Source organism: Bordetella sputigena (assembly GCF_965137885.1).
Lineage (GTDB): Bacteria > Pseudomonadota > Gammaproteobacteria > Burkholderiales > Burkholderiaceae_B > Bordetella_C > Bordetella_C sputigena.
Window position 1 is genome coordinate 368629 of record NZ_CBCSCA010000003.1, and the last position, 19625, is coordinate 388253.

General features: G+C 66.7%; 18 protein-coding genes, 3 tRNA genes and 2 pseudogenes. 15 read left to right on the forward strand and 8 right to left on the reverse strand.

Annotation, left to right across the window (positions count from 1 at the left end; translation table 11 throughout):
• Positions 1–18 precede the first annotated feature (18 nt).
• The gene (locus ACNA0R_RS07605; protein ID WP_415825342.1) at positions 19–921 is read right to left on the reverse strand and encodes an SMP-30/gluconolactonase/LRE family protein; all 903 of its coding nucleotides are present in this window, start codon (positions 919–921) and stop codon (positions 19–21) included.
• Between the two features lie 210 nt (positions 922–1131).
• On the opposite strand from ACNA0R_RS07605, the gene ACNA0R_RS07610 reads away from it, so the two are divergent.
• Positions 1132–1923 (forward strand): transporter substrate-binding domain-containing protein, encoded by a 792-nt coding sequence (locus ACNA0R_RS07610; protein WP_415825343.1) that lies wholly within the window; start codon positions 1132–1134, stop codon positions 1921–1923.
• A 27-nt stretch (positions 1924–1950) separates the two neighbouring features.
• Positions 1951–2811, forward strand: a complete 861-nt coding sequence (locus tag ACNA0R_RS07615; protein WP_415825344.1) for an FRG domain-containing protein — start codon at positions 1951–1953, stop codon at positions 2809–2811.
• Here ACNA0R_RS07615 and ACNA0R_RS07620 read toward each other — a convergent pair.
• Positions 2802–3551: a phosphatase PAP2 family protein gene (locus ACNA0R_RS07620; RefSeq protein WP_415825345.1), complete on the reverse strand. Its 750-nt coding sequence runs from the start codon at positions 3549–3551 to the stop codon at positions 2802–2804. The two genes, ACNA0R_RS07615 and ACNA0R_RS07620, sit on opposite strands and share 10 nt — an antisense overlap.
• A gap of 166 nt (positions 3552–3717) precedes the next feature.
• Between ACNA0R_RS07620 and miaB the strand changes: the two genes are divergently transcribed.
• From miaB to ACNA0R_RS07650, 6 genes and pseudogenes are all read left to right on the forward strand, one after another.
• The gene (miaB, locus tag ACNA0R_RS07625; protein WP_415825346.1) at positions 3718–5148 is read left to right on the forward strand and encodes a tRNA (N6-isopentenyl adenosine(37)-C2)-methylthiotransferase MiaB; all 1431 of its coding nucleotides are present in this window, start codon (positions 3718–3720) and stop codon (positions 5146–5148) included.
• Positions 5148–6164 (forward strand): PhoH family protein, encoded by a 1017-nt coding sequence (locus ACNA0R_RS07630; protein ID WP_415825347.1) that lies wholly within the window; start codon positions 5148–5150, stop codon positions 6162–6164. The genes miaB and ACNA0R_RS07630 overlap by 1 nt, the downstream gene beginning before the upstream one ends.
• Positions 6154–6663, forward strand: coding sequence for an rRNA maturation RNase YbeY (ybeY, locus tag ACNA0R_RS07635; protein WP_415825348.1), 510 nt, complete (start codon positions 6154–6156; stop codon positions 6661–6663). Before ACNA0R_RS07630 ends, ybeY begins: the two co-directional genes overlap by 11 nt.
• Positions 6664–6787: 124 nt before the next feature.
• Positions 6788–7681 carry an HlyC/CorC family transporter gene (locus ACNA0R_RS07640; protein ID WP_415825349.1) on the forward strand — a complete coding sequence of 298 codons (894 nt, stop codon included), beginning with the start codon at positions 6788–6790 and terminating at the stop codon, positions 7679–7681.
• A gap of 29 nt (positions 7682–7710) precedes the next feature.
• Positions 7711–8533: pseudogene (locus ACNA0R_RS07645) on the forward strand (apolipoprotein N-acyltransferase); the annotation flags it as partial.
• A 6-nt stretch (positions 8534–8539) separates the two neighbouring features.
• A pseudogene (locus tag ACNA0R_RS07650) lies at positions 8540–9057 on the forward strand (nitrilase-related carbon-nitrogen hydrolase); the annotation flags it as partial.
• A 134-nt stretch (positions 9058–9191) separates the two neighbouring features.
• On the opposite strand, the gene ACNA0R_RS07655 reads toward ACNA0R_RS07650, so the two are convergent.
• Positions 9192–10199, reverse strand: coding sequence for an aldo/keto reductase (locus ACNA0R_RS07655; protein ID WP_415825561.1), 1008 nt, complete (start codon positions 10197–10199; stop codon positions 9192–9194).
• A 296-nt stretch (positions 10200–10495) separates the two neighbouring features.
• On the opposite strand from ACNA0R_RS07655, the gene ACNA0R_RS07660 reads away from it, so the two are divergent.
• The 3 genes from ACNA0R_RS07660 (at position 10496) to ACNA0R_RS07670 (ending at position 10824) form a co-directional block, all read left to right on the forward strand.
• Positions 10496–10571 (forward strand) — tRNA-Ala (locus tag ACNA0R_RS07660).
• Between the two features lie 34 nt (positions 10572–10605).
• Positions 10606–10681: transfer RNA gene (locus ACNA0R_RS07665), tRNA-Glu, on the forward strand.
• Positions 10682–10747: 66 nt separating this feature from the next.
• Positions 10748–10824, forward strand: a tRNA-Asp gene (locus tag ACNA0R_RS07670).
• A 124-nt stretch (positions 10825–10948) separates the two neighbouring features.
• Here ACNA0R_RS07670 and ACNA0R_RS07675 read toward each other — a convergent pair.
• The 4 genes from ACNA0R_RS07675 to ACNA0R_RS07690 all read right to left on the reverse strand — a co-directional run bounded on the left by ACNA0R_RS07675 (position 10949) and on the right by ACNA0R_RS07690 (position 14361).
• A complete protein-coding gene (locus tag ACNA0R_RS07675) occupies positions 10949–11410 on the reverse strand; it encodes a TspO/MBR family protein (RefSeq protein ID WP_415825350.1) in 462 nt (153 codons plus the stop codon).
• A gap of 123 nt (positions 11411–11533) precedes the next feature.
• Complete coding sequence (locus ACNA0R_RS07680; protein WP_415825351.1) at positions 11534–12814, reverse strand: Rid family hydrolase; 1281 nt, start codon at positions 12812–12814, stop codon at positions 11534–11536.
• Positions 12815–12824: 10 nt separating this feature from the next.
• Positions 12825–13826 carry a Bug family tripartite tricarboxylate transporter substrate binding protein gene (locus ACNA0R_RS07685; RefSeq protein WP_415825352.1) on the reverse strand — a complete coding sequence of 334 codons (1002 nt, stop codon included), beginning with the start codon at positions 13824–13826 and terminating at the stop codon, positions 12825–12827.
• 232 nt (positions 13827–14058) lie between these two features.
• The gene (locus ACNA0R_RS07690) at positions 14059–14361 is read right to left on the reverse strand and encodes a YciI family protein (protein WP_415825353.1); all 303 of its coding nucleotides are present in this window, start codon (positions 14359–14361) and stop codon (positions 14059–14061) included.
• A 276-nt stretch (positions 14362–14637) separates the two neighbouring features.
• Between ACNA0R_RS07690 and bioB the strand changes: the two genes are divergently transcribed.
• The 4 genes from bioB to bioD are packed head-to-tail and all read left to right on the forward strand — an operon-like array spanning position 14638 to position 19112.
• Positions 14638–15645 carry a biotin synthase BioB gene (gene bioB / locus ACNA0R_RS07695; RefSeq protein ID WP_415825354.1) on the forward strand — a complete coding sequence of 336 codons (1008 nt, stop codon included), beginning with the start codon at positions 14638–14640 and terminating at the stop codon, positions 15643–15645.
• A gap of 32 nt (positions 15646–15677) precedes the next feature.
• A complete protein-coding gene (gene bioA / locus ACNA0R_RS07700; protein WP_415825355.1) occupies positions 15678–17042 on the forward strand; it encodes an adenosylmethionine--8-amino-7-oxononanoate transaminase in 1365 nt (454 codons plus the stop codon).
• A gap of 13 nt (positions 17043–17055) precedes the next feature.
• Complete coding sequence (gene bioF / locus ACNA0R_RS07705) at positions 17056–18336, forward strand: 8-amino-7-oxononanoate synthase (protein WP_415825356.1); 1281 nt, start codon at positions 17056–17058, stop codon at positions 18334–18336.
• A complete protein-coding gene (gene bioD, locus ACNA0R_RS07710) occupies positions 18333–19112 on the forward strand; it encodes a dethiobiotin synthase (protein ID WP_415825357.1) in 780 nt (259 codons plus the stop codon). The genes bioF and bioD overlap by 4 nt, the downstream gene beginning before the upstream one ends.
• On the opposite strand, the gene ACNA0R_RS07715 is transcribed toward bioD, so the two are convergent.
• Positions 19027–19563, reverse strand: coding sequence for a thioredoxin family protein (locus ACNA0R_RS07715; protein WP_415825358.1), 537 nt, complete (start codon positions 19561–19563; stop codon positions 19027–19029). The genes bioD and ACNA0R_RS07715 overlap by 86 nt on opposite strands.
• Positions 19564–19625: the final 62 nt, after the last annotated feature.

Consider the following 19625-nt stretch of genomic DNA (forward strand, 5'->3'; position numbering starts at 1 on the left):
ATGCCCGCGAGGCGCGGCTCATCCTCGCGGCGGCGCCAGCGGGTTCCTGACCCGGTAGAGACTGCCTTCGTCGTCATCGATGGTGCCATAGACCCACGCCTGGTCCGGCGAAATCGCCAGATTGGCGTGGTGGGTGCCCGGTAGCGACTGCGTCGCCAACAGCTTCCCATCGGCGCCGAACACGGCGAAGCCGGCGCCATTGTAGAGGCTGACGAAGACGTGGCCCGACGGGTCCGTGCGCACGCCGTCCGGCGTATGGCGGCCGCCGCCCGGCAGCGTCTGCCCGTGACCCAGCTCGTCCAGCGCCAGGAAATCGCGCCGCCCCCGCAGGCTGCCATCCGCCGCCACATCGAAGCGCAGCACCTTGTCCGTGGTGCTCTCGCCCAGGTAAAGAATGCGGCCGTCCGGAGACAAGGCCACGCCGTTGGCATTCCGGACATGATCCACCACCATGTCGGCACGCGTCAGTCCCGCCGCCAGGTGATACAGCCTGCCTTCTATCCCGTCCGCGCCGCCGGAAGCGGTAAAGTAGGCGCCGCCATGGCCATCCGCGGCCAGGTCATTGGGCCGTATCAAGGGTTCGCCCTGGGCGCCCCGGTCCACGGTCCGCAAGAGCCGCCCATCGAGGGAGCGCTGTTCCACCGTCCCGGCGTCATAACAGGCGACCAGCATCGTTCCATCGCCCAGCGGCAGCAAGCCGTTCGGACCGCACCCCGCGGATCGCCACGCGGGGACGGCCGCAAGGTCGGCGCCCAGCCGCAGCACGGTGGACGTGCCGTAATCCACGAAATAAAGCGTATCGCCGACAAAGACGGTGCCTTCGGGAAAGCGCAGTCCGGGCGCGAAACGCTCCACGTCTTCGACGGGCGCCGCATGCAGGGGAGCGCATAGCGCCATCAGCAAAAGCCATAGGTAACGCATGAATGGATGCTCCTGGACAGCCGTCCCCTCCGGCGCGGCCTACCTTCGACGGCATACAGGCGCGGCGGTTCCCTTCGCGTCCGCAAGCCGTGCAAACCCGCAATGAATGAAATGGCCGGCTCCGATTACAGTTATCAGTCGGATCGACGACGTACTGGCGCGTCGACGATCCGCGGTACCGTACAAACCAATACCAAAGGAAGCCCGGCCATGAAAATCCTTGCCGCTTTGATCCTGTTCTCCGCCCAGACCCTGGCATTCGCCCAGGCGCCGGCGGCCGGCGCCGCCGCATCGGGTTCCGCCCTGACCCGCGTCGAACAGGCCGGCGTGCTGCGCGTCTGCACGCCTGGCGACTACAAGCCCTTCAGCTTCCAGCACGCCCCGGGCGAATTCGAGGGCATGGACATCGATCTGATGCAGACGCTGGCCGCCGCGCTCAAGGCCAAGCCGCAGTTCATCAAGACCACCTGGGCCAATTTGATGCCGGACTTCGTCGCCGGCAAGTGCGATATCGCGGTGGGCGGGATTTCCGCCTCGCTGGAACGCCAGAAGCAGGCTTACTTCAGCATGCCGTACATGATCAACGGCAAGACCCCGCTGACGCGCTGCGAAAACGTATCCAAGTTCCAGACCATCGAAGCCATCGACCAGCCGTCGGTGCGCGTGATCGCGAACCCGGGCGGCAGCAATGAACGTTTCGCCAAAACGAAACTCAGCCACGCCAAGCTGACCATGCACCCGGACAACCTGACCATCTTCGATGAAATCATCAAAGGCCAGGCCGACGTGTTCGTCACCGAAGCGGCGGAAGCCATCGTGCAAAGCAAGCTGCATCCGGAGCTGTGCGCCGTCAATCCCGACAAGCCCCTGCAATATGCCGAGATGGCCTATCTGCTGCCGCAAGGCGACGAGGTATTCAAGCGTTTCGTCGACCAATGGCTGCACCTGTCACAGGCCAGCGGCGAATACGCGCAGATCAGTGGAAAATGGCTGGGCAAGTAAGCACGCCGGCAACCTGAAGGACGGCACTTGGAGACCATCACCGAGTACAAGCTATGGTCGTTCATCGGCGGCTCGCCGGTGGCGACCGTGGTGCAGCGCCAGGACTATCGCAAGGCCGCGGCCTATCCGGTCACCTCGTACTTCGACCTGGCCACCCGGATCGCCGAGCTGCAATTCCACAACCGCGACCACATCCTGCTATTCCGCGGCCAGGCCGCCGACTTCCGCAACCGCGCCGGATATACCTCGCTGAAGCCGACGATATTGCGTGGCAACGGCGGCAAGAACCCCAGCCTGGAGGAACTGCGCAGGCGCTACGCCAGGCTGACCGCCGCCGAGAAAATCCTGGCCGAGGAATACCTGGCCGCGGGTTTCCTGGGTCTGGAGCGCATCGGCCGCCACGGCATGGTCCGCTGGGCCGTCCTGCAGCACTACGAGATCTGCCCCACTCCCCTGCTGGACGTCACGCATTCGCTGCGGGTCGCCGCATCGTTCGCCAGCCACGGTGCGGACCAGGAAGCCTATGTCTTCGTACTGGGCGTGCCCTACCTGAGCGGCGGGATCACCGTGAGCGCGGAAGCCGGCCTGCAGACCATCCGCCTGTCCAGCGTCTGCCCGCCTTCCGCGGCGCGCCCGCATCTGCAGGAAGGATATCTATTGGGCGAATATCCGGAGATGTCCGGCATCGGGCAGAAAGCGCTGTATCTGCATCACGAAATGGATTTCGGACGACGCCTGGTCGCCAAGTTCCGCTTCGATCCCAGGCAGTTCTGGAAAGGACACAGCTTTCCGATCGTCGGCAAGCATGAGCTCTATCCGTCCAGCGACCCCATGCTGGACCTGGCGCGCCGCGTCAGGGAAAGGCTGGAGCGCGCGGGTCAGGGCTGATCGCTGCGGCGGAACCAGCGCCAGGGCGCGCGCAGCGGCCAGCGGTAGGCGGGATCGACAAACCACGGTTTGAGCACATGCACGGCGGTGATGGCGATCAGCGCCGAGGCCGCCACGTCCGAAGCGAAATGATCCAGGTTGACCAGGCGGCTGATGCCGGCCAGCACGGCGATCGTATAGACCGGCACGCGCCAGCGCGGCGCCACCGCCGAAATGGCCGCCGCCAGCACGAAGGCGGTCAACGAATGGCTGGACGGAAAAGAATTGAAGGGCTTGCCCTGGAAAGCGTCCCCCAGGCCATAGAAGCCCTGCTCGAAAAACACTTTCGGCCGCGCGCGCGCCACCGTCTGCTTGAGCACGCCCGTAACGATGCCGCCGACCACCCAGGCCGCCATCAGCAGCAAGCTGCCGCGCACCACACGTTCATAGCCGCCTATCCAGGCGCCGTCCCAGCCCCGAAGCAGAGCCACCAGAGCCGCGATGTAGATAGCCAGCACGATCCAGGCGTAATTATCGCTATCGCCGATTTCGCCTATCCATTCGAAGGCGGTGTCGACGGACGGCGACACATTGGCCTGCAGATACCTGGTCAGGGGCAGATCGACGAACAGCAACAGGAGGCCGATCAGCAGCAGGGCCAGTACCCAGCCGGCGATCCATCGGTTGCGGACAGCCGTGCGGTCGCGCGGCGCGCTATGGCTGGAAGGCGCATCGTCGCGCAAGGCCGTGTTCTTGGCCATATCCCCTCGTCATCCTGTCGATTGCGCGGCGCCGCCCCGTGCGGCCGCCCGCGTATCCGGCCTCATGCCAGGGCCGGACCGAGACAATACCAAGACAATGGCGCATCCGGGGTAAAATTCTGTTTTTCCCCCGCCCCCGGGATCTACACCCGTCACGGCTTCCGATATGCAAGAAACCATACTCGCGCGCGACGGCGCGTCCGCCGACGCCTCCGTTTCGGCCACCTCCGGCTCCGCCTCCGATACCCCCCGCAAGCTGTTCATCCGCACCTTCGGTTGCCAGATGAACGAGTACGACTCCGACAAAATGGTCGACGTACTGCGCGAATCGCAGGGCGTCGAGCTGACCGACACGCCGGAAGACGCGGACATCATTCTGTTCAATACCTGTTCGGTGCGCGAAAAGGCGCAGGAAAAGGTGTTCTCCGACCTGGGCCGCGTCCAGCAGCTCAAGAAAGCCAAGCCCGGCCTGGTCATCGGCGTGGGGGGCTGCGTGGCCAGCCAGGAAGGCGATGCCATCGTCAAGCGCGCGCCCTATGTCGACCTGGTGTTCGGTCCGCAGACCCTGCACCGCCTGCCGGAGCTGATCCGCCAGCGCCAGGCCGAAGGCCGTGCCCAGGTGGACATCAGTTTTCCCAGCATCGAGAAATTCGATTCCCTGCCGCCGCCGCGCGTCGACGGCGCCACGGCCTTCGTGTCCATCATGGAAGGCTGCAGCAAATATTGCAGTTTCTGCGTCGTACCCTACACCCGTGGCGACGAAGTCTCCCGGCCGTTCGACGACATCCTGGTGGAAATCGCCGACCTGGCCGACCAGGGCGTGAAGGAAGTCACCCTGCTGGGCCAGAACGTGAATGCCTACCGCGGCCGCCTGGGCGATGGCGATGAAATCGCCGACTTCGCCATGCTGCTGGAGTATGTGCACGATATTCCGGGCATCGAACGCATCCGGTATACGACCTCGCACCCCAAGGAAATGACGCCGCGGCTGATCCAGGCCCATGCGCGCCTGCCCAAGCTGGTGTCCTTCCTGCACCTGCCGGTGCAGGCCGGCAGCGATCGCGTGCTGGCCGCGATGAAGCGCGGCTACACGACGCTGGAATTCAAATCCATCGTGCGCCGTTTGCGCGAGGCGCGCCCGGGCCTGACCCTGTCGTCCGACTTCATCGTTGGATTCCCTGGCGAAACGGAAGAGGACTTTGAAAAGACCATGAAGCTGATCGATGACGTCGGCTTCGACACGTCTTTTTCCTTCGTTTATTCGCGCCGCCCGGGCACGCCGGCCGCCGACCTGGCGGACGATACGCCGCAGGCACTGAAGCTGCAGCGCCTGCAGCGGCTGCAGGCGCGCATCGCCGAACAGGCGTCGGCCATCAGCCGCGCCATGATAGGCACCACCCAGCGCGTACTGGTCGAAGGACCGTCGCGCCGCGATCCGAATGAACTGATGGGACGCACCGAAAACAACCGCATCGTCAATTTCGCCGCCCCGCCGCGGCTGATCGGCCACATGGTCGATATCGTCATCACCGAGGCCTATCCGAATTCGCTGCGCGGGCGGGTGGCCATGGCCGGCGGCGCCGCGGAGACCGAGTAATGGCAGGCGCTCCCCGCAAGCCGTCCGGCGTCACGGTACAGGTGGGCGGCGACAACGCCCAGCTGGCCAACCTGTGCGGCCCGCTCGATGAAAACCTGCGCCAGTTGGCCGATGGCCTGGCGGTCAAACTCAGGCGTCGCGGCAACCGCATCACACTGGAAGGCGAAAACGCCGAACTGGCCGCCCAGGCGCTGCGGCGCTTCGACGAACAGGCGTCCCGCAAGCCCTTGTCGGTGGACGACATCCAGCTCGGGCTGGTCGAGATCGGCGTCGGCCGCGCGAGCGGCTCCCACGGCGGCACACAGGCGCTGAACCCGGCGGCCATCCCCGCCCTGGATGACGACCGCGACTTCATCGCCCTGCGTACCCGCCGCTCCGATCTGCGTCCGCGCACGCCGCGCCAGCGCGAATATCTGGAAAACATCCTCAAGCACGACATCACCTTCGGCATCGGCCCTGCCGGCACCGGCAAGACCTGGCTGGCCGTGGCCTGCGCCATCGACGCCATGGAGCGCGACACGGTGCAGCGCCTGGTGCTGACGCGGCCGGCCGTGGAAGCCGGCGAACGCCTGGGCTTCCTTCCCGGCGATCTGACGCAGAAGGTCGATCCCTATCTGCGCCCGCTGTATGACGCGCTGTACGACCTGATGGGATTCGAGCGCGTCCAGCGACTGTTCGAAAAGCAAACCATCGAGATTGCCCCGCTGGCCTATATGCGCGGCCGCACGCTGAACCACGCCTTCGTCATCCTGGACGAGGCGCAGAACACCACGCCGGAACAGATGAAAATGTTCCTGACGCGCATCGGCTTCGGCAGCAAGGCGGTGATCACCGGCGATCCCTCGCAGGTCGATCTGCCGCGCGGCCAGCAAAGCGGCCTGGCGCATGCCGTGCGGGTGCTGGAGGAAGTGCAAGGCATCGCCACGACGCGCTTCACCAGCCGCGACGTGGTGCGCCACCCGCTGGTTGCACGCATCGTCGACGCCTACGACAAGGCCGCGGCGGATGAGGAATAGCAGCGCGGGCGCGGCGAACGCGGCCGACGGCGTCACGCTGGCGCTTTCCGTCCAGTACGCCGTCCAGGCTCCCGCCCTGCCGCGCTGGCGCCTGCGCCGCTGGATACAGCGGGCGCTGGACGCGGCGCGCGCTGACGGCCTGGTCGGATTCCAGGGCGCCGAAATCAGCCTGCGCATCGTCGGGCAGGCGGAAGGCCGCCAGCTCAATCACGCTTTCCGCGGCCGGGATTACGCCACCAATGTGCTGACTTTCGAATACGGCGTCGGCCCGGACGCGGTCGCCCGCGGGGACATCGTGCTCTGCCTGCCGGTCCTGCGCCGCGAGGCGCGCGAACAGCGCAAGGCGCCGCTGGACCACGCCGCCCACCTGACGGTGCACGGCGCCCTGCACGCGCTGGGCTACGACCACATCAAGGCGCGCGACGCCAAACGCATGGAAGCGCTGGAAACCCGCGTGCTGGCCGGGATGGGCATCGCCGACCCGTACCAGCCACATTAGGGCCACGCCGCGGCCCTGCGCCACGCGGACCGGCCGGCCGACTCGGGTTATCCCCGCCGCACCGTTACAAAAGCGCCCCGCAACATCGGTTATGCTGGATTCTTTGTAACTTGTCCTCTGGACGATGCCCGACCCCTACCCTGCGAACGACGCGGATTCCACGCGTCAAGCCAAGCCCGCCAACAAATCCCTGCTAGACCGCCTGCTGTCCCTGGTTCGCCGCGAACCCGAAGATCGCGAAGGCATCAAGGCCATACTTGAAGCCGCCCACGAGCGCGATCTGCTGGACGACGAGTCCTACGCAATGATCAAGGGCGCGCTCGCCGTATCGGAACGCACCGTCGGCGACATCATGGTGCCGCGTTCCCGCATGGATCTGCTGGACATCGCCCAGCCCCTGCCCTATCTGCTGTCCGTCATCATCGATACCGCGCATTCGCGCTTTCCGGTATTCGAGGACGACCGCGACAACATCATCGGCATCCTGCTGGCCAAGGACCTGCTGCGCTGCATGCTCGAACCGGATATCGAGCTGCGCTCGCTGGTGCGCCCCGCCGTCTTCATCCCCGAATCCAAGCGCCTGAACGTGCTGCTGCGCGATTTCCGCGAAAGCCGCAACCACCTGGCCATCGTCATCGACGAATACGGCGGCATCGCCGGCCTGGTCAGCATGGAAGACGTGCTGGAGGAAATCGTCGGCGATATCGAGGATGAATTCGACGAAGACGACGAAGCCACTATCTTCGCCGAAGGCGAGAACCAGTGGCGGGTGCAGGCGAGCACGGACATCGAGAAGTTCAACGAGGCCTTCGGCCTGTCGCTGCCGGACGACGAATACGACAGCATAGGCGGCTGGCTGGGCGGCGAACTCGGCCGCATCCCGCGCCGCGGCGATTACGCCGAACGCGATGGCCTGCGCTTCGAGGTCGTGCGCGCCGATCCGCGCCGCGCGCTATGGCTGCGCGTCAAGCGTCTGCCTCCCCATCCCGTACCCGCCCCTCCCGCCGACGCAGAATGAGCATTCTGAAGAAGCGCTACCCCCGGGCGATGGACGGGGCCGGCCCGGGCACGGCTGATAAACGCCGCGCGGGCATAAGCGCGGCCTGCATGATCGTGGCCGGCGCCGTCCAGGCGCTGACCTTCGCCCCCGATCCCCTGCCCGATGGCGCGCTCGCGTTGGTGCAGGTCCTGATGCTGGCCATCGTCGCGCGCCGGCAGCTCGCCGCGCCCACCTTGCGGCGCGCGCTATGGGACGGGTGGCTCTTCCACTTCGCCTGCTATGCATTGGGCCTGTACTGGCTCTACGTCAGCATGCACGACTACGGCGGCCTGTCATCGCCGCTGGCGGCCGCCGGCGTACTGGCGCTGTCCGGATTCATCGCGCTGTTCCCGGCGGCGGGCGGCGTGCTCGGACGCTGGCTGGCGCCGCTGGGCGCGGACGCCACACCCGCGCGCCGGCTACGCGCCGCGCTCGCCTTCGCCTGCGGCGTGACCGCGCTCGAATGGGTGCGCGGCACCCTCTGGACCGGCTTCCCCTGGCTGAACATCGGCTACGCGCACGTCGACAGTCCCTACGCCGGTTGGGCGCCGGTGCTGGGCGTGTACGGCATCGCCTGGCTGGCCGCCTTTGCCGCCGCTTCCCTGGCGGTGTTATGGCGCCCGGCGGAGTCCTCGCGCGACCCGCGCGACGGCATGGCCGCCGCGCTGGCCATCGTTGCCGCGCTGGCCGGCTGGGGCCTGTCGCACATCGCCTGGTCGCGTCCGGATGGCGCGCCGCTGCGGGTGCGCCTCATCCAGGGCAACATCGAACAATCGCAGAAGTTCGACCCGGCCCAGATGGAAAGAGGCCTGCTGCAGCACATGAACCAGGNGTNCNTGCCGCCCGGCTTCCACTGGTTCGTACGCATGCTCGATATCCCGCTGGGCGACTTCGACCGCGGCGATGCGCGCCAGGCGCCCTTCGACATCGCCGGCCAGCGCCTGGCCTTGAACATCTGCTATGAAGACCTGTTCGGCGAAGAACTGCTGCCCGCGCTGCGGCCCGGCCCGCAAGGCGAACCGGGGGCGTCCATCCTGGTGAACCTCAGCAACCTGGGGTGGTTCGGCGACACCTGGGCCTTGCGCCAGCATCTGCAGATCGGCCGCATGCGCACCCTGGAAACCGCGCGGCCCATGCTGGCGGCGACCAATACCGGGCTGACGGTGTCCATCGATCCCGAAGGACATGTGCTGGCCCAGGCGCCGACGATGCAAATGACGGCGCTGGCGACTTCGGTGCAAGGCACCACCGGCCTGACGCCCTATGTCCGCACCGGCAACACCGTGATCATGGGTGCGGTGGCGCTGGGCCTGCTCGCGCTGCTGGCGACGCGGCGCCGCGGCCTGTCCGCGTAGTACGCGCCAACGGCCGGCAACGGGGCTCCGCCGCCTCCCGCCGCGCCGCTGATCCGCACCACCGGGCCCGCTCCGCGCCGGCTCCCGGCCACGGCGGATGGACGCAACGCGCCGTGCCCAGGCCGGGCGCGAACTCAACCCTCGCGCAGCGGCAGGTCCGCGCCCGCCTGGCGCTGCGGCGATGAAGGCCCCGTCCCTACGCCGCTCAGCTCGATAAAGGTGGCGATCTCCGCCATGTCCTGTTCGTCCAGTTCCAGCGTGGCGGCGCCCAGCCAGCCATCCACCTGTCCCGGCGAGCGCGCACCGACAATGGCGCCGGTCACGCCCGGCCACGCCAGGGTCCAGGCGATAGCCGTCGCCGCCACCGTGCTGCCATGCCGCTCGGCGACCCGCCGCAGCACGTCGGCCAGTTCCAGATTGCGCCGCAGGTTCTCACCCGTGAACTCAGGATTGCGCGAACGCCAGTCATCCTCGGGCAAAGCGGCCGCGCGCGCCTGGCTGAAACCGCCGCTCAACAGGCCGGACTGCATCGGGCTGTAGACGATCACACCCGTGTCGTGATCCAGGCACCACGGCAACAGGTCGGCGGCCGCGTCGCGGCGGATCGCGGAAAACGGCGGCTGCAGCGTATCGACGTGCCCCAGGCGTTCGGCATCTTCCAGCTGCGCCGCGTTGTGATTGGACAGCCCCACGGCGCGGACCTTGCCTTCGGCCTTCAGATCCAGCAGCGCCTGCCAATATTCCGCCAACGTAGCGCCGTCATTCGCGGGCCAGTGCATCTGGTACAGGTCTATGCGCTCGACACCCAGGCGCTTCAGCGAGGCGTCCACCTCGGCACGCAGGCTGCGCGCGGCGCCCACTCGTCGTGGCGGCGCTTTCGGGTCGTTTTCGTCCCACACCAGCCCGCATTTGGTGAACACATAGGGGCGCAGGCTGGGCGCCATGTCCTTCAGCGCCTGGCCCACCAGTTCTTCGGAATGGCCCAGGCCATAGACCGCCGCCGTATCGATCCAGTTGATGCCGCGAGCCACGGCATGCCGGATCGCCGCGATGGAATCGGCATCATCCTGCGCGCCCCAGCCCGCGGCCCAACCGGCCCCGCCTATGGCCCAGGCGCCGAAACCGACGCGAGTGATGTTCATGTCGGTACGGCCCAAGGGGCGCACCGGAAAGGAAGTCGGACTCATGCTTCGCCTCCTGAAACTTAGCCTGCCGAATTGGCGCGGCGCGGCATAACGCGTGCCTGTGGCCGCGCGCCTATGGCCCCGGGCCAGCCAACTTGCACACCCAAAAAAACTCGTGCATAATCTCGTTTCTTCGCCAACGGCAGAGACAAAAAGCCGGCAAGAACAGTCGCAGCGAACAGTTATGCTGTAAACCCAAGCGCTGATTTTGCAGGATTTTGGCTAGTATTTCGTAAGCAGTATCGCGAATACACGGGGGTATAGCTCAGCTGGGAGAGCGCTTGCATGGCATGCAAGAGGTCAGCGGTTCGATCCCGCTTACCTCCACCAGTCGAAAGCGAAGTCGCAGTACAAATTTGTTCAGGTCCCCTTCGTCTAGAGGCCTAGGACATCACCCTTTCACGGTGAGTACAGGGGTTCGAATCCCCTAGGGGACGCCAGCTTAACTGCTGGCAAGGTTGTAAAGTCCGGCGTCGTTCGCGATGCTGTACAAAATACGCCGCTGCGGAGCGGTAGTTCAGTTGGTTAGAATACCGGCCTGTCACGCCGGGGGTCGCGGGTTCGAGCCCCGTCCGCTCCGCCAAAATTCCAGAACGTTGTCCACGAGGTGTCCGAGACAACGATCCAGCTGAAAGCCCCGAGAAATTGGGGCTTTTTGCATTGGGACCGATTGCGCCAGCGGGCCACCATGGCCTGCCGCTCCTAGCCTACCCCAACAGCTCCGGGTTCAAGCGCCAGGCTTGATAACAAAGCGCGGTTGCAAACGCGACCCAGGCCAGATACGGCAACAGTAGCACGCCCGCCAGCACCCGCACGCGCCAGAACGCGGCCAGCGTCGCGACGATCAATACCAGCAATACGCAAACGTCGACGAACGCGGCGGCGCCCAGGTGCCATGCGAAGAACAGCCAGCTCCATAGCGCATTGACCACAAGCTGGACCAGGAACAGTGCCAGGGTTTTCGGATGGGCCCGCCAGCCGCCCTCGCGCCAGACCAGCCAGGCCGCGACGCTCATCAGCACATACAGCAGGCTCCAGACGGGACCGAACACGCCGGCCGGCGGCGCCCAGTCCGGTCGGGCGAGTTGCAAATAGAACCCGGCCGCCTGGACGGATGCGATAGCGCCGGTTGCCGCTGTCGCGAAGCCGATGGCGAGCCAGCCGACCAAGCCCGGGATTTGCTGCCGCAAAGAAAAAGATGACATAGGTGCGCGCCTGCCAAGAGAGAAGTGCTGAATAAGATAACCCCAACCCTCAGTACGATACTTGCTCAGCGCGGCGCGTCCAGGCAGTCAGCGCACGTATCCCCACAAATCCAGGATGACGGCCGCGCCCGGCAGGAATAGCGTGTCCGCCACCTGGATGGCGCTGGAGGGCAGTCCAACACGGCGCAGCGCCGGATCCCAGGCCATATAGCCCCTGCGGAAATCCGCCAGGTCGGCATGGAAATGCAGGGCACGCGTCACGAGCGCGAGCTCCGTACCGGCGGCGGCGAAAATGGTCGCGGCTTTCTCCAGGATATCCCTCATCTGCGCCTGCACCGGGTCGTCATAGAACGGCGCGCTGGGCTGCACGCGCGCGCCCGGGCACAAGCCGCCATCCTCGATGGCCATGAGTCCGGCGACGAACAGCACGCCGTCGAAGACGCGCGCCGGCAGCATGTCGGTGGCGATCAGCGACACATCGCATTCGACGTCACGCACGCGGCCGGCGGCGGATTCGTGCGCGGCGACCAGGTTGACTTCGATGGTCGCGTCGCGCGTGCCGAAGCCGGGATGATGCACGGGCACCACCGTGGTGGGCGGCACGCGGCCGCCGAAGGCGCGCGACCATGATTGCCAGAAGGCGGCGAGATCTTCGCCGTGGCTCAGATAGACCTGGGCCTTGAGGACCAGGTCCAGGCGGCTGCCGGCCGCTTCGAGCGCGGGCAGCAGACGCTTCTGCACCAGGTAGTCGGTTTCCAGCTTGATGCGCGTGCCATTCCACATCTGGCCGGCGGGTACCTGTGCCTCCGGCGCGATGTTGCCGCTGGCGTCGCGCGCCAGCTGGCCGGCGACGAAGATCATGTCGCCCATGCGCAAACAGGGCGCATAGCCGGAGGTCTGCGGCACGTTGAGCTTGCCGGCGCCGGCAAGCTCGGCGGTATAGCCGCTGGCCGCGGTGGCGGCCATGACTTGTACGTCCATGGAGACGTCCAGGTTCAACAGGCGATCGACAATGACGGACGTGCTGGGCGCGACCTGCCCCGCCAGCGCTTGCTTGCGCGCGACGTGATAAGGGTCGACGTGCCGCGGATCCGGATAATACTGGTCCAGGCGCGCCACGCGGTCCATGCCGCTGCCCGCCTCTTCCAGATGGCGGCGCATGGTGTCGAAAATGGCTTGCGCTTCGCGCTGCGCCTGGGGCGGCGCGCCCAGCGGGTGATCCGTGCGCAGCACCGCGGGGTCCGCCAGGCCGTTAGGCCGCACGGCGCGCAGGCCGGTGCCGTACACCCAATTGCCCGCGCGCACGAAGGGCACGTGGATGATGTCGCCGTTGCCGTAGCGGCGAACCCCGTAGCGTTGGAAGGTCATGCTGTCTCCATCAATCGATCTTTAAGTCGGCCTCTTTGATGACTTTGGCGTCACGCTCTTTTTCCTGCTGGAAGAAGGCCTGGAATTCGGCGGGCGTGTTGGTGACGATCTCGACAGACGCATTATTCATGTAGGCCTTGACCGTATCCGACTCCATGGCTTTCTTCAGCTCGCGGTTCAGGCGGTCGATGATAGCGGGCGGCGTGCCCTTGGGGGCGACCAGCCCGGACCATACGTAGGCGGAGAAGCCCGGGAAGCCGGACTCGGCCAGCGTGGGCACGTCCGGCAGGAGCGGCGATCGCTTGTCCCCCGTCACCGCCAGCGGGATCAGGCGCTTTTCGCGGATGTGCGGCATCATCGCCGCCAAACCCGGCATGGCGACCATGACCTGCCCGGCGACCACGTCGGTCACGGCCTGCGCGCTGCCACGATAAGGGATGTGCATCATCCGCAGTCCCGCGGCGGACAGGAACATGGCGGTGAACAGATGCTGGGCGCTGCCGTTGCCCGACGACGCATAGTCGATCTCGCCGGGACGCGCCTTCACGTAGTCGATGAACTCCCGCACGCTGCGCACCGGCATCCTGGGGTTGACCACAAGTACCCCGGGTTCGCGGCCGAACAGCGAGATAGCGGCGAAATCGCCGACGGGATCGAAGCTCAGGCGGCTGTACAGCGTCGCGCTGATGGCTTGCGGATTGGAGGCCAGCAGCAGCGTATAGCCGTCGGGCGCCGAGCGCGCGACGTACTCGGCGCCTATCATCGCGCCCTGCCCCGGTTTGTTTTCGATGACGATGGCCTGGCCCATCTGCTGCGCCATCTGCTGGGCGATGACGCGCATGGGCGCATCCGAAGAACCGCCGGCGGAATACGGGACGATGATATGGATGGCGCGGGACGGATAGTCGTCCGCGCTGGCAGGGGATGCCGCCAGCCCCACGGCCAGGGCCAGCAGCAGCGCCATCCCATGCGCGGGGCTCAGGGCAATGCGGCGGAGCAATAAAGCGACCATTGCGGACTCCTGCGTTCCGGTACGAGCTTGCGGCGCTCATCGACGCCGAATGCCTCGTGGAAGCAATATGCGCGCCAGTTTTGCGCTTTACGCGTCCGAAACGAGCATGCACCGGCGTGGGGACGGCAGGGATAGGGTTTTTCCCGCAGCCGTGCATGACGGTGCGGAATCGGGCGCCCGGCTAGGGGCGCCCGGCCAGCTGCCCTCGACTGTCTCGCCGGTACCGTTGCCGTCAGCCGGCCGGAAAGCCCACCTTCTGTGGCCACAGATTGGCGAAGGCATGGATGGACGTCGACCCGTACACGCCATTGCGCGTGAAGGGCTCGTCCCGCAGCCACTGTTCCGCCGCATCGCGCGACGGAAAGTCGATGACCAGCAGGCTGCCGATCATGGTCTCGCCATCATCGGCCAGCAGCGGCCCGGCGAAGGCCATCTGGTCCGCCTTGGTCGCCAGATACGCCCGGTGCTCGGGCCGAATGCGCGTCCGGATTTCCGTGACGCCGGGTTTGTCGAGCATGTGTATCGCATAGAGCACAGTAGGTCTCCTTAGGTATCCCGACAGCAATGTAGACCGGCGCAGCGGCGAGGCGACCCAAGGCATGCGTCGCCAGATACATCTCGAAACTATTACGTAGGACAAAGCGGAGCGGCGCGATACGCGTCAAGATAGGCTCGGCAGCACACGAAAATGCGCCAACTCCGTGGAGATGTTCCGAACGCACCCGCAAACCCACCGCAAAATCGCGATTGCCTCGCGGCACTTCCCTTCCTACGATCCGGCCGTTTTTAACCCGCCGTACGGGAGGTCCCCATGCCGCACACCCAAACCGTCGCCCTGCCGCGTCCTTCGAAGCCACCGGCGCAGTCCGCTAGCCCCTGGTCCACCGAGCGCGTCGCGGCGCTCTACGAGCTGCCCTTTCCCGACCTGCTATACCGCGCGCAAGACGTTCACCGCGCCCATTTCGACCCGGCCGAAATCCAGCTATCCAGCCTGCTCTCCATCAAGACCGGCGGCTGTCCGGAGGATTGCGGCTATTGCTCGCAGTCCGCGCGCCACGACACGGGACTCAAGGCGCAACCCCTGATGGCATTGGAAGACGTACTCGCCGCCGCGCGCGCCGCCCAGGCCGCCGGCGCGCGCCGCTTCTGCATGGGCGCCGCATGGCGGTCGCCCAAGCCGCGCCAGGTGGCCGCCGTCGCCCGCATGATCGCCGGTGTTAAAGCGCTGGGCCTGGAAACCTGCGTCACCCTGGGCATGCTCGACGACCCGCAGGCGCGTGAACTGGCCGACGCCGGCCTGGACTACTACAACCACAACCTGGATACCTCGCCCGAGTTCTACGGCAATGTCGTCACCACGCGCACGTACCAGGAAAGACTCGATACGCTGCAGCGCGTGCGCGACGCCGGCATCAAGGTGTGCTGCGGCGGCATCATCGGCATGGGCGAAGACCGCACGGTACGAGCCGGCCTGATCGCCCAGCTGGCCAACCTGGATCCCTACCCCGAATCGGTGCCCGTAAACGCCCTGATGCACGTCGCCGGCACGCCGCTGCACGGCTCACGGCGGCTGGACCCTTTCGAGTTCGTGCGGACCATCGCCGTGGCCCGCATCGCCATGCCACGCGCCGTGGTGCGCCTGTCCGCCGGCCGCGAGCAGATGGACGATGCGACCCAGGCCCTTTGTTTCCTGGCCGGGGCGAACTCCATGTTCTACGGCGACGTGCTGCTGACCACCGCCAATCCGCGGGTCGAGGCTGACCGCCAGATGCTGGCCCGACTGGGCATGCGCGTCGGGGATGCCGCATGCAAGGCGTGAGCGCGTCCCGACGGGCCGAGTCCGCGCGGACCATGTCCCTGCCATCCGATACCTTGCCGTCCGATTCCCTTGTCGTCCGCAGCCTGCGCGCGGTGTGGCATCCCTGCACGCAGATGAAGCACCACGAAGAAACTCCGCTGTTGCCGATCGCCCGCGGCGCGGGCGCCTGGCTGTACGACGCCGACGGGCGGCGCTATCTGGACGGCATCAGCTCCTGGTGGGTGAATCTGTTCGGCCACGCGAACCCGGCGATCAATGCGGCGCTGGTGGACCAGCTGGCGACGCTGGAGCACGCCATGCTGGCGGGATGCACGCACGAGCCCGCCGTGGCCCTGGCCGAACGCCTGTCCGCGCGCACAGGCGGCGCGCTGGGCCATGCCTTCTTCGCCTCCGACGGCGCGTCCGCGGTGGAGATCGCGCTGAAGATGAGCTTTCATTTCTGGCGCAACGCCGGCCGGGCAGGCAAGCGCGAGTTCGTCTGCGTGCGACATGGCTATCACGGCGAAACACTGGGCGCGCTGGGCGTCACCGACGTCGCGCTATTTCGCGATGCCTATGGGCCTTTGCTGAGGCAGGCCCATTGCGTGGCCTCGCCGGATGCCAGACAGGCCATGCCGGGCGAAACCGCCGCCGACGTGGCGGCTCGCGCATTGTCCGATGTCGCCGCCCTGTTCGAGCAGCGCGGCGCATCGATCGCGGCCATCATCGTCGAACCCCTGGTGCAGTGCGCGGCCGGCATGGCGATGCACGACCCGGCCTATCTGAACGGCCTGCGCACGCTGTGCGATCGCCACGACGTGCATTTGATTGCCGACGAGATCGCCGTGGGATTCGGCCGCACGGGCAGCTTCTTCGCGCACGAGCAGGCTGGCATCCGGCCGGACTTCCTGTGCCTGTCCAAAGGCATCAGCGGCGGGTATCTGCCGCTGTCGGTCGTGCTGTCGCGCGGCGCGATCCATGACGCCTTCCATGACGACGACGTGGCGCGCGGCTTCCTGCACTCGCACTCCTACACCGGCAACCCGCTGGCCTGCAGGGCCGCGCTGGCCACGCTGGACCTGTTCGACGAACACGACGTGTTGGCGGCGAACCGCGTCAGGTTCGACGCGCTGGCGACCGCGTTGGACAGCCTCGCGGAACGTTCGGACGTCGCGCATCCGCGCCGGTGCGGCGGCATCCTGGCGTTTGACGCGGTCGTGGACGACGCCCGCGCCGCGGGCAGCTTCGCGCGCCGCTACGCGCGCCACGCACTGGCCCTGGGGGCGCTGCTGCGCCCCATCGGACGCACCGTGTATCTGATGCCGCCCTATGTGCTGGACGAAGAAGAAATCGCCATGCTGGCCTCCGCCACGATAGCGGCGCTGGACCGCACCCTTGCAGAACAGATTGAACGTTAGCGGATCACCGATCATGAATCTATCTTCCAAACCACACGCGATGTATACCCCGCGCGCCCTCCAGGCGCTGGAGCAGGGATTGGTTGAGCTCGAGTCGCATGCGCTGACGCGGCGACGACGTATCGCCGATAGCCCTTGCGCGCCGCATATATGCCTCGACGGCGAGCAGGTTGTCGCCTTTGCCAGCAATGACTACCTGGGACTGGCCAGCCATCCCGCGCTCATCGACGCCATCGCGGAAGGCGCGCGTCGCTACGGGGCGGGCAGCGGCGGCTCGCACTTGCTGGGCGGGCACTCGCGTGCTCACGTCCTGCTGGAGGACGCGCTGGCCGACTATGCCGGGGGGTTCGCCCGCGCGCCGCGTGCCTTGTCGTTTTCCACGGGCTATATGGCGAATCTCGCCATTCTTACCGCCCTGGCGGGCCGCGGCGCGACCATTTACTCCGATGCCTTGAACCACGCGTCGCTGATCGATGGCGCCCGTCTGTCGCGCGCCGACGTACGCATCTATCCGCATGCGGATGCCGTGGCGCTGGCGGCGATGATGGACGATGACCACGGCGATGGCGTCAAGCTGATCGTGACCGACGCGGTATTCAGCATGGACGGCGATGTGGCGCCGCTGGCCGAGCTGGCCGCGCTGGCTGAGCGGCATCAGGCCTGGCTGGTGGTCGATGACGCCCATGGCTTCGGGGTGCAGGGCGGGGATGGCGCGGGTACGGTGGCGGCGTTGGGTCTGCGATCATCGCTGCTGGTGTATATGGGCACGCTGGGCAAGGCGGCGGGCGTGTCGGGTGCCTTCGTCGTCGCGGAAAGTACCGTTATCGAGTGGCTGGTGCAGCGTGCGAGGACTTATATTTTCACGACCGCCGCCGCGCCCGCGCTGGCGCATGCCGCGCGCGCCAGCGTCGCGCTGATGCGCGGGCCCGAGGGCGCGGCGCGGCGCCGTGTGTTGCGCGCGAACGTGGATGCGATGCGGGGCTTCGTAGCACGAACGGCATGGGCGACGCCCGCTGCGCATACGCCCATCCTGCCTATTGTGATCGGCGTCAACGAAGCCGCCCTGGCACTGGCCGGCTCGCTCATGGAGCAAGGATTCTGGGTACCGGCGGTCAGGCCGCCCACGGTGCCGGCCGGTACCGCGCGGCTGCGGCTGTCGCTGTCGGCGGCGCATGAGCCGGTCGATATAGAACGGCTGGGCGCCGCCCTGCTGGCGGCCGGTGGGGCTGGCGCGCCCTACGCGGCCGGTGGGGCCGGTGCGGCAAGCCCATTCGGTGGAATCGATTCGATATGACGACTCATCGCGTCTCCTACTTCGTCGCCGGGACCGACACGGAAATCGGCAAAACCCTGGCCAGCCGCGGCCTGCTGCGCGCCTTCGCGGCCCGCGGCCTGTCGACCGCCGCGATGAAACCCATCGCGGCCGGCGCGCAACCCGACGCCAACGGCATATGGCGCAACGAGGACGCCGAACTCCTGGCCGATTGCGCCACGACCACCGTACCGCGGGCGCTTTCCACCCCCTACCTGCTACGCGAACCCGCCGCCCCGCACCTGGTCGCGCGGCGGGAAGACGTCACGCTGGACATCGATCACATCGTCCGCTGCCATCGCGACGTCGCGGCACGCGCCGACGTCACCATCGTCGAAGGCGTAGGCGGCTTTCGCGTGCCGCTGGACCGCGACCGCGATACCGGCGATCTGGCGCGCGCCCTGGACCTGCCCGTCATCCTGGTCGTAGGCATGCGCCTGGGCTGCCTGAGCCACGCGCTGCTGACCGCCGAAGCCGTCGCAGCCAGCGACCTGCGCATGGCCGGATGGATCGCCAACACGGTCGACGACGCCATGCGCCTGCCCCGCGAGAACCTGGCCACGCTGCGCGATCGCTTCGCGCGCCATTACGACGCCCCCCTGCTGGGCGCCATCCCGCGACTGCCGGCGCCGTCCGGCCAGGCAGCCGCGGCCTGGCTGGACATCGACGGCCTTATCCCGCCGGCGGTTGCGCCAAGGCCTGCTGGATCATCGCCTCCGTCTCCTTGTACCGGCCTTCGCCGAAGTGCGTGTGGATGACCTTGCCTTGCTTATCGATCAGGTAGAACGCCGGCCAGTAGATGTTGCGATAGGCGTCCCAGGTGGCGTACTTGTTGTCCTGCGCCACCGGGTAGGTAATGCCGAAGCGTTTGATGGCATTCTGCACATTCTGCGTGGAACGCTCGAAGGCAAACTCGGGCGTATGCACGCCCACCACCACCAATCCTTGGTCCTTGTATTTCTCATGCCAGCTCTTCACATAGGGCAGCGTGCGGATGCAGTTGATGCAGGTATAGGTCCAGAAGTCCACCAGCACCACCTTGCCGCGCAACGCGGGCAGATCCAGCGGCTCGCTGTTCAGCCACTTTTCTATGCCGGTGAATTCAGGCGCCGGCGCGCCGGGCTGCGCGGCACGGACCGGCGCGGCGAACGGCATCATGGATACGGCGAAAACGGCGGCCAGCGTGAGTTTTTTCAGGGTGGAAAACATAAGGATCTCCCAGGGGCGAGCAAAAGATGATGGAAAGTCCGGTCGGCCGGACCGGTACGCGC

What these genes read in the sequence shown, in the direction of transcription:
- ACNA0R_RS07685 (WP_415825352.1), bottom strand. Translation starts at nt 13,826, where the DNA reads ATGGTCGCTTTATTGCTCCGCCGCATTGCCCTGAGCCCCGCGCATGGG.
- ACNA0R_RS07655 (WP_415825561.1), bottom strand. Translation starts at nt 10,199, where the DNA reads ATGAACATCACTCGCGTCGGTTTCGGCGCCTGGGCCATAGGCGGGGCC.
- bioF (WP_415825356.1), top strand. Translation starts at nt 17,056, where the DNA reads ATGAATCTATCTTCCAAACCACACGCGATGTATACCCCGCGCGCCCTC.
- miaB (WP_415825346.1), top strand. Translation starts at nt 3,718, where the DNA reads ATGCAAGAAACCATACTCGCGCGCGACGGCGCGTCCGCCGACGCCTCC.
- ACNA0R_RS07610 (WP_415825343.1), top strand. Translation starts at nt 1,132, where the DNA reads ATGAAAATCCTTGCCGCTTTGATCCTGTTCTCCGCCCAGACCCTGGCA.
- bioD (WP_415825357.1), top strand. Translation starts at nt 18,333, where the DNA reads ATGACGACTCATCGCGTCTCCTACTTCGTCGCCGGGACCGACACGGAA.
- ACNA0R_RS07680 (WP_415825351.1), bottom strand. Translation starts at nt 12,814, where the DNA reads ATGACCTTCCAACGCTACGGGGTTCGCCGCTACGGCAACGGCGACATC.
- ACNA0R_RS07605 (WP_415825342.1), bottom strand. Translation starts at nt 921, where the DNA reads ATGCGTTACCTATGGCTTTTGCTGATGGCGCTATGCGCTCCCCTGCAT.
- ybeY (WP_415825348.1), top strand. Translation starts at nt 6,154, where the DNA reads ATGAGGAATAGCAGCGCGGGCGCGGCGAACGCGGCCGACGGCGTCACG.
- bioA (WP_415825355.1), top strand. Translation starts at nt 15,678, where the DNA reads ATGTCCCTGCCATCCGATACCTTGCCGTCCGATTCCCTTGTCGTCCGC.
- ACNA0R_RS07630 (WP_415825347.1), top strand. Translation starts at nt 5,148, where the DNA reads ATGGCAGGCGCTCCCCGCAAGCCGTCCGGCGTCACGGTACAGGTGGGC.
- ACNA0R_RS07715 (WP_415825358.1), bottom strand. Translation starts at nt 19,563, where the DNA reads ATGTTTTCCACCCTGAAAAAACTCACGCTGGCCGCCGTTTTCGCCGTA.
- ACNA0R_RS07640 (WP_415825349.1), top strand. Translation starts at nt 6,788, where the DNA reads ATGCCCGACCCCTACCCTGCGAACGACGCGGATTCCACGCGTCAAGCC.
- ACNA0R_RS07620 (WP_415825345.1), bottom strand. Translation starts at nt 3,551, where the DNA reads ATGGCCAAGAACACGGCCTTGCGCGACGATGCGCCTTCCAGCCATAGC.
- bioB (WP_415825354.1), top strand. Translation starts at nt 14,638, where the DNA reads ATGCCGCACACCCAAACCGTCGCCCTGCCGCGTCCTTCGAAGCCACCG.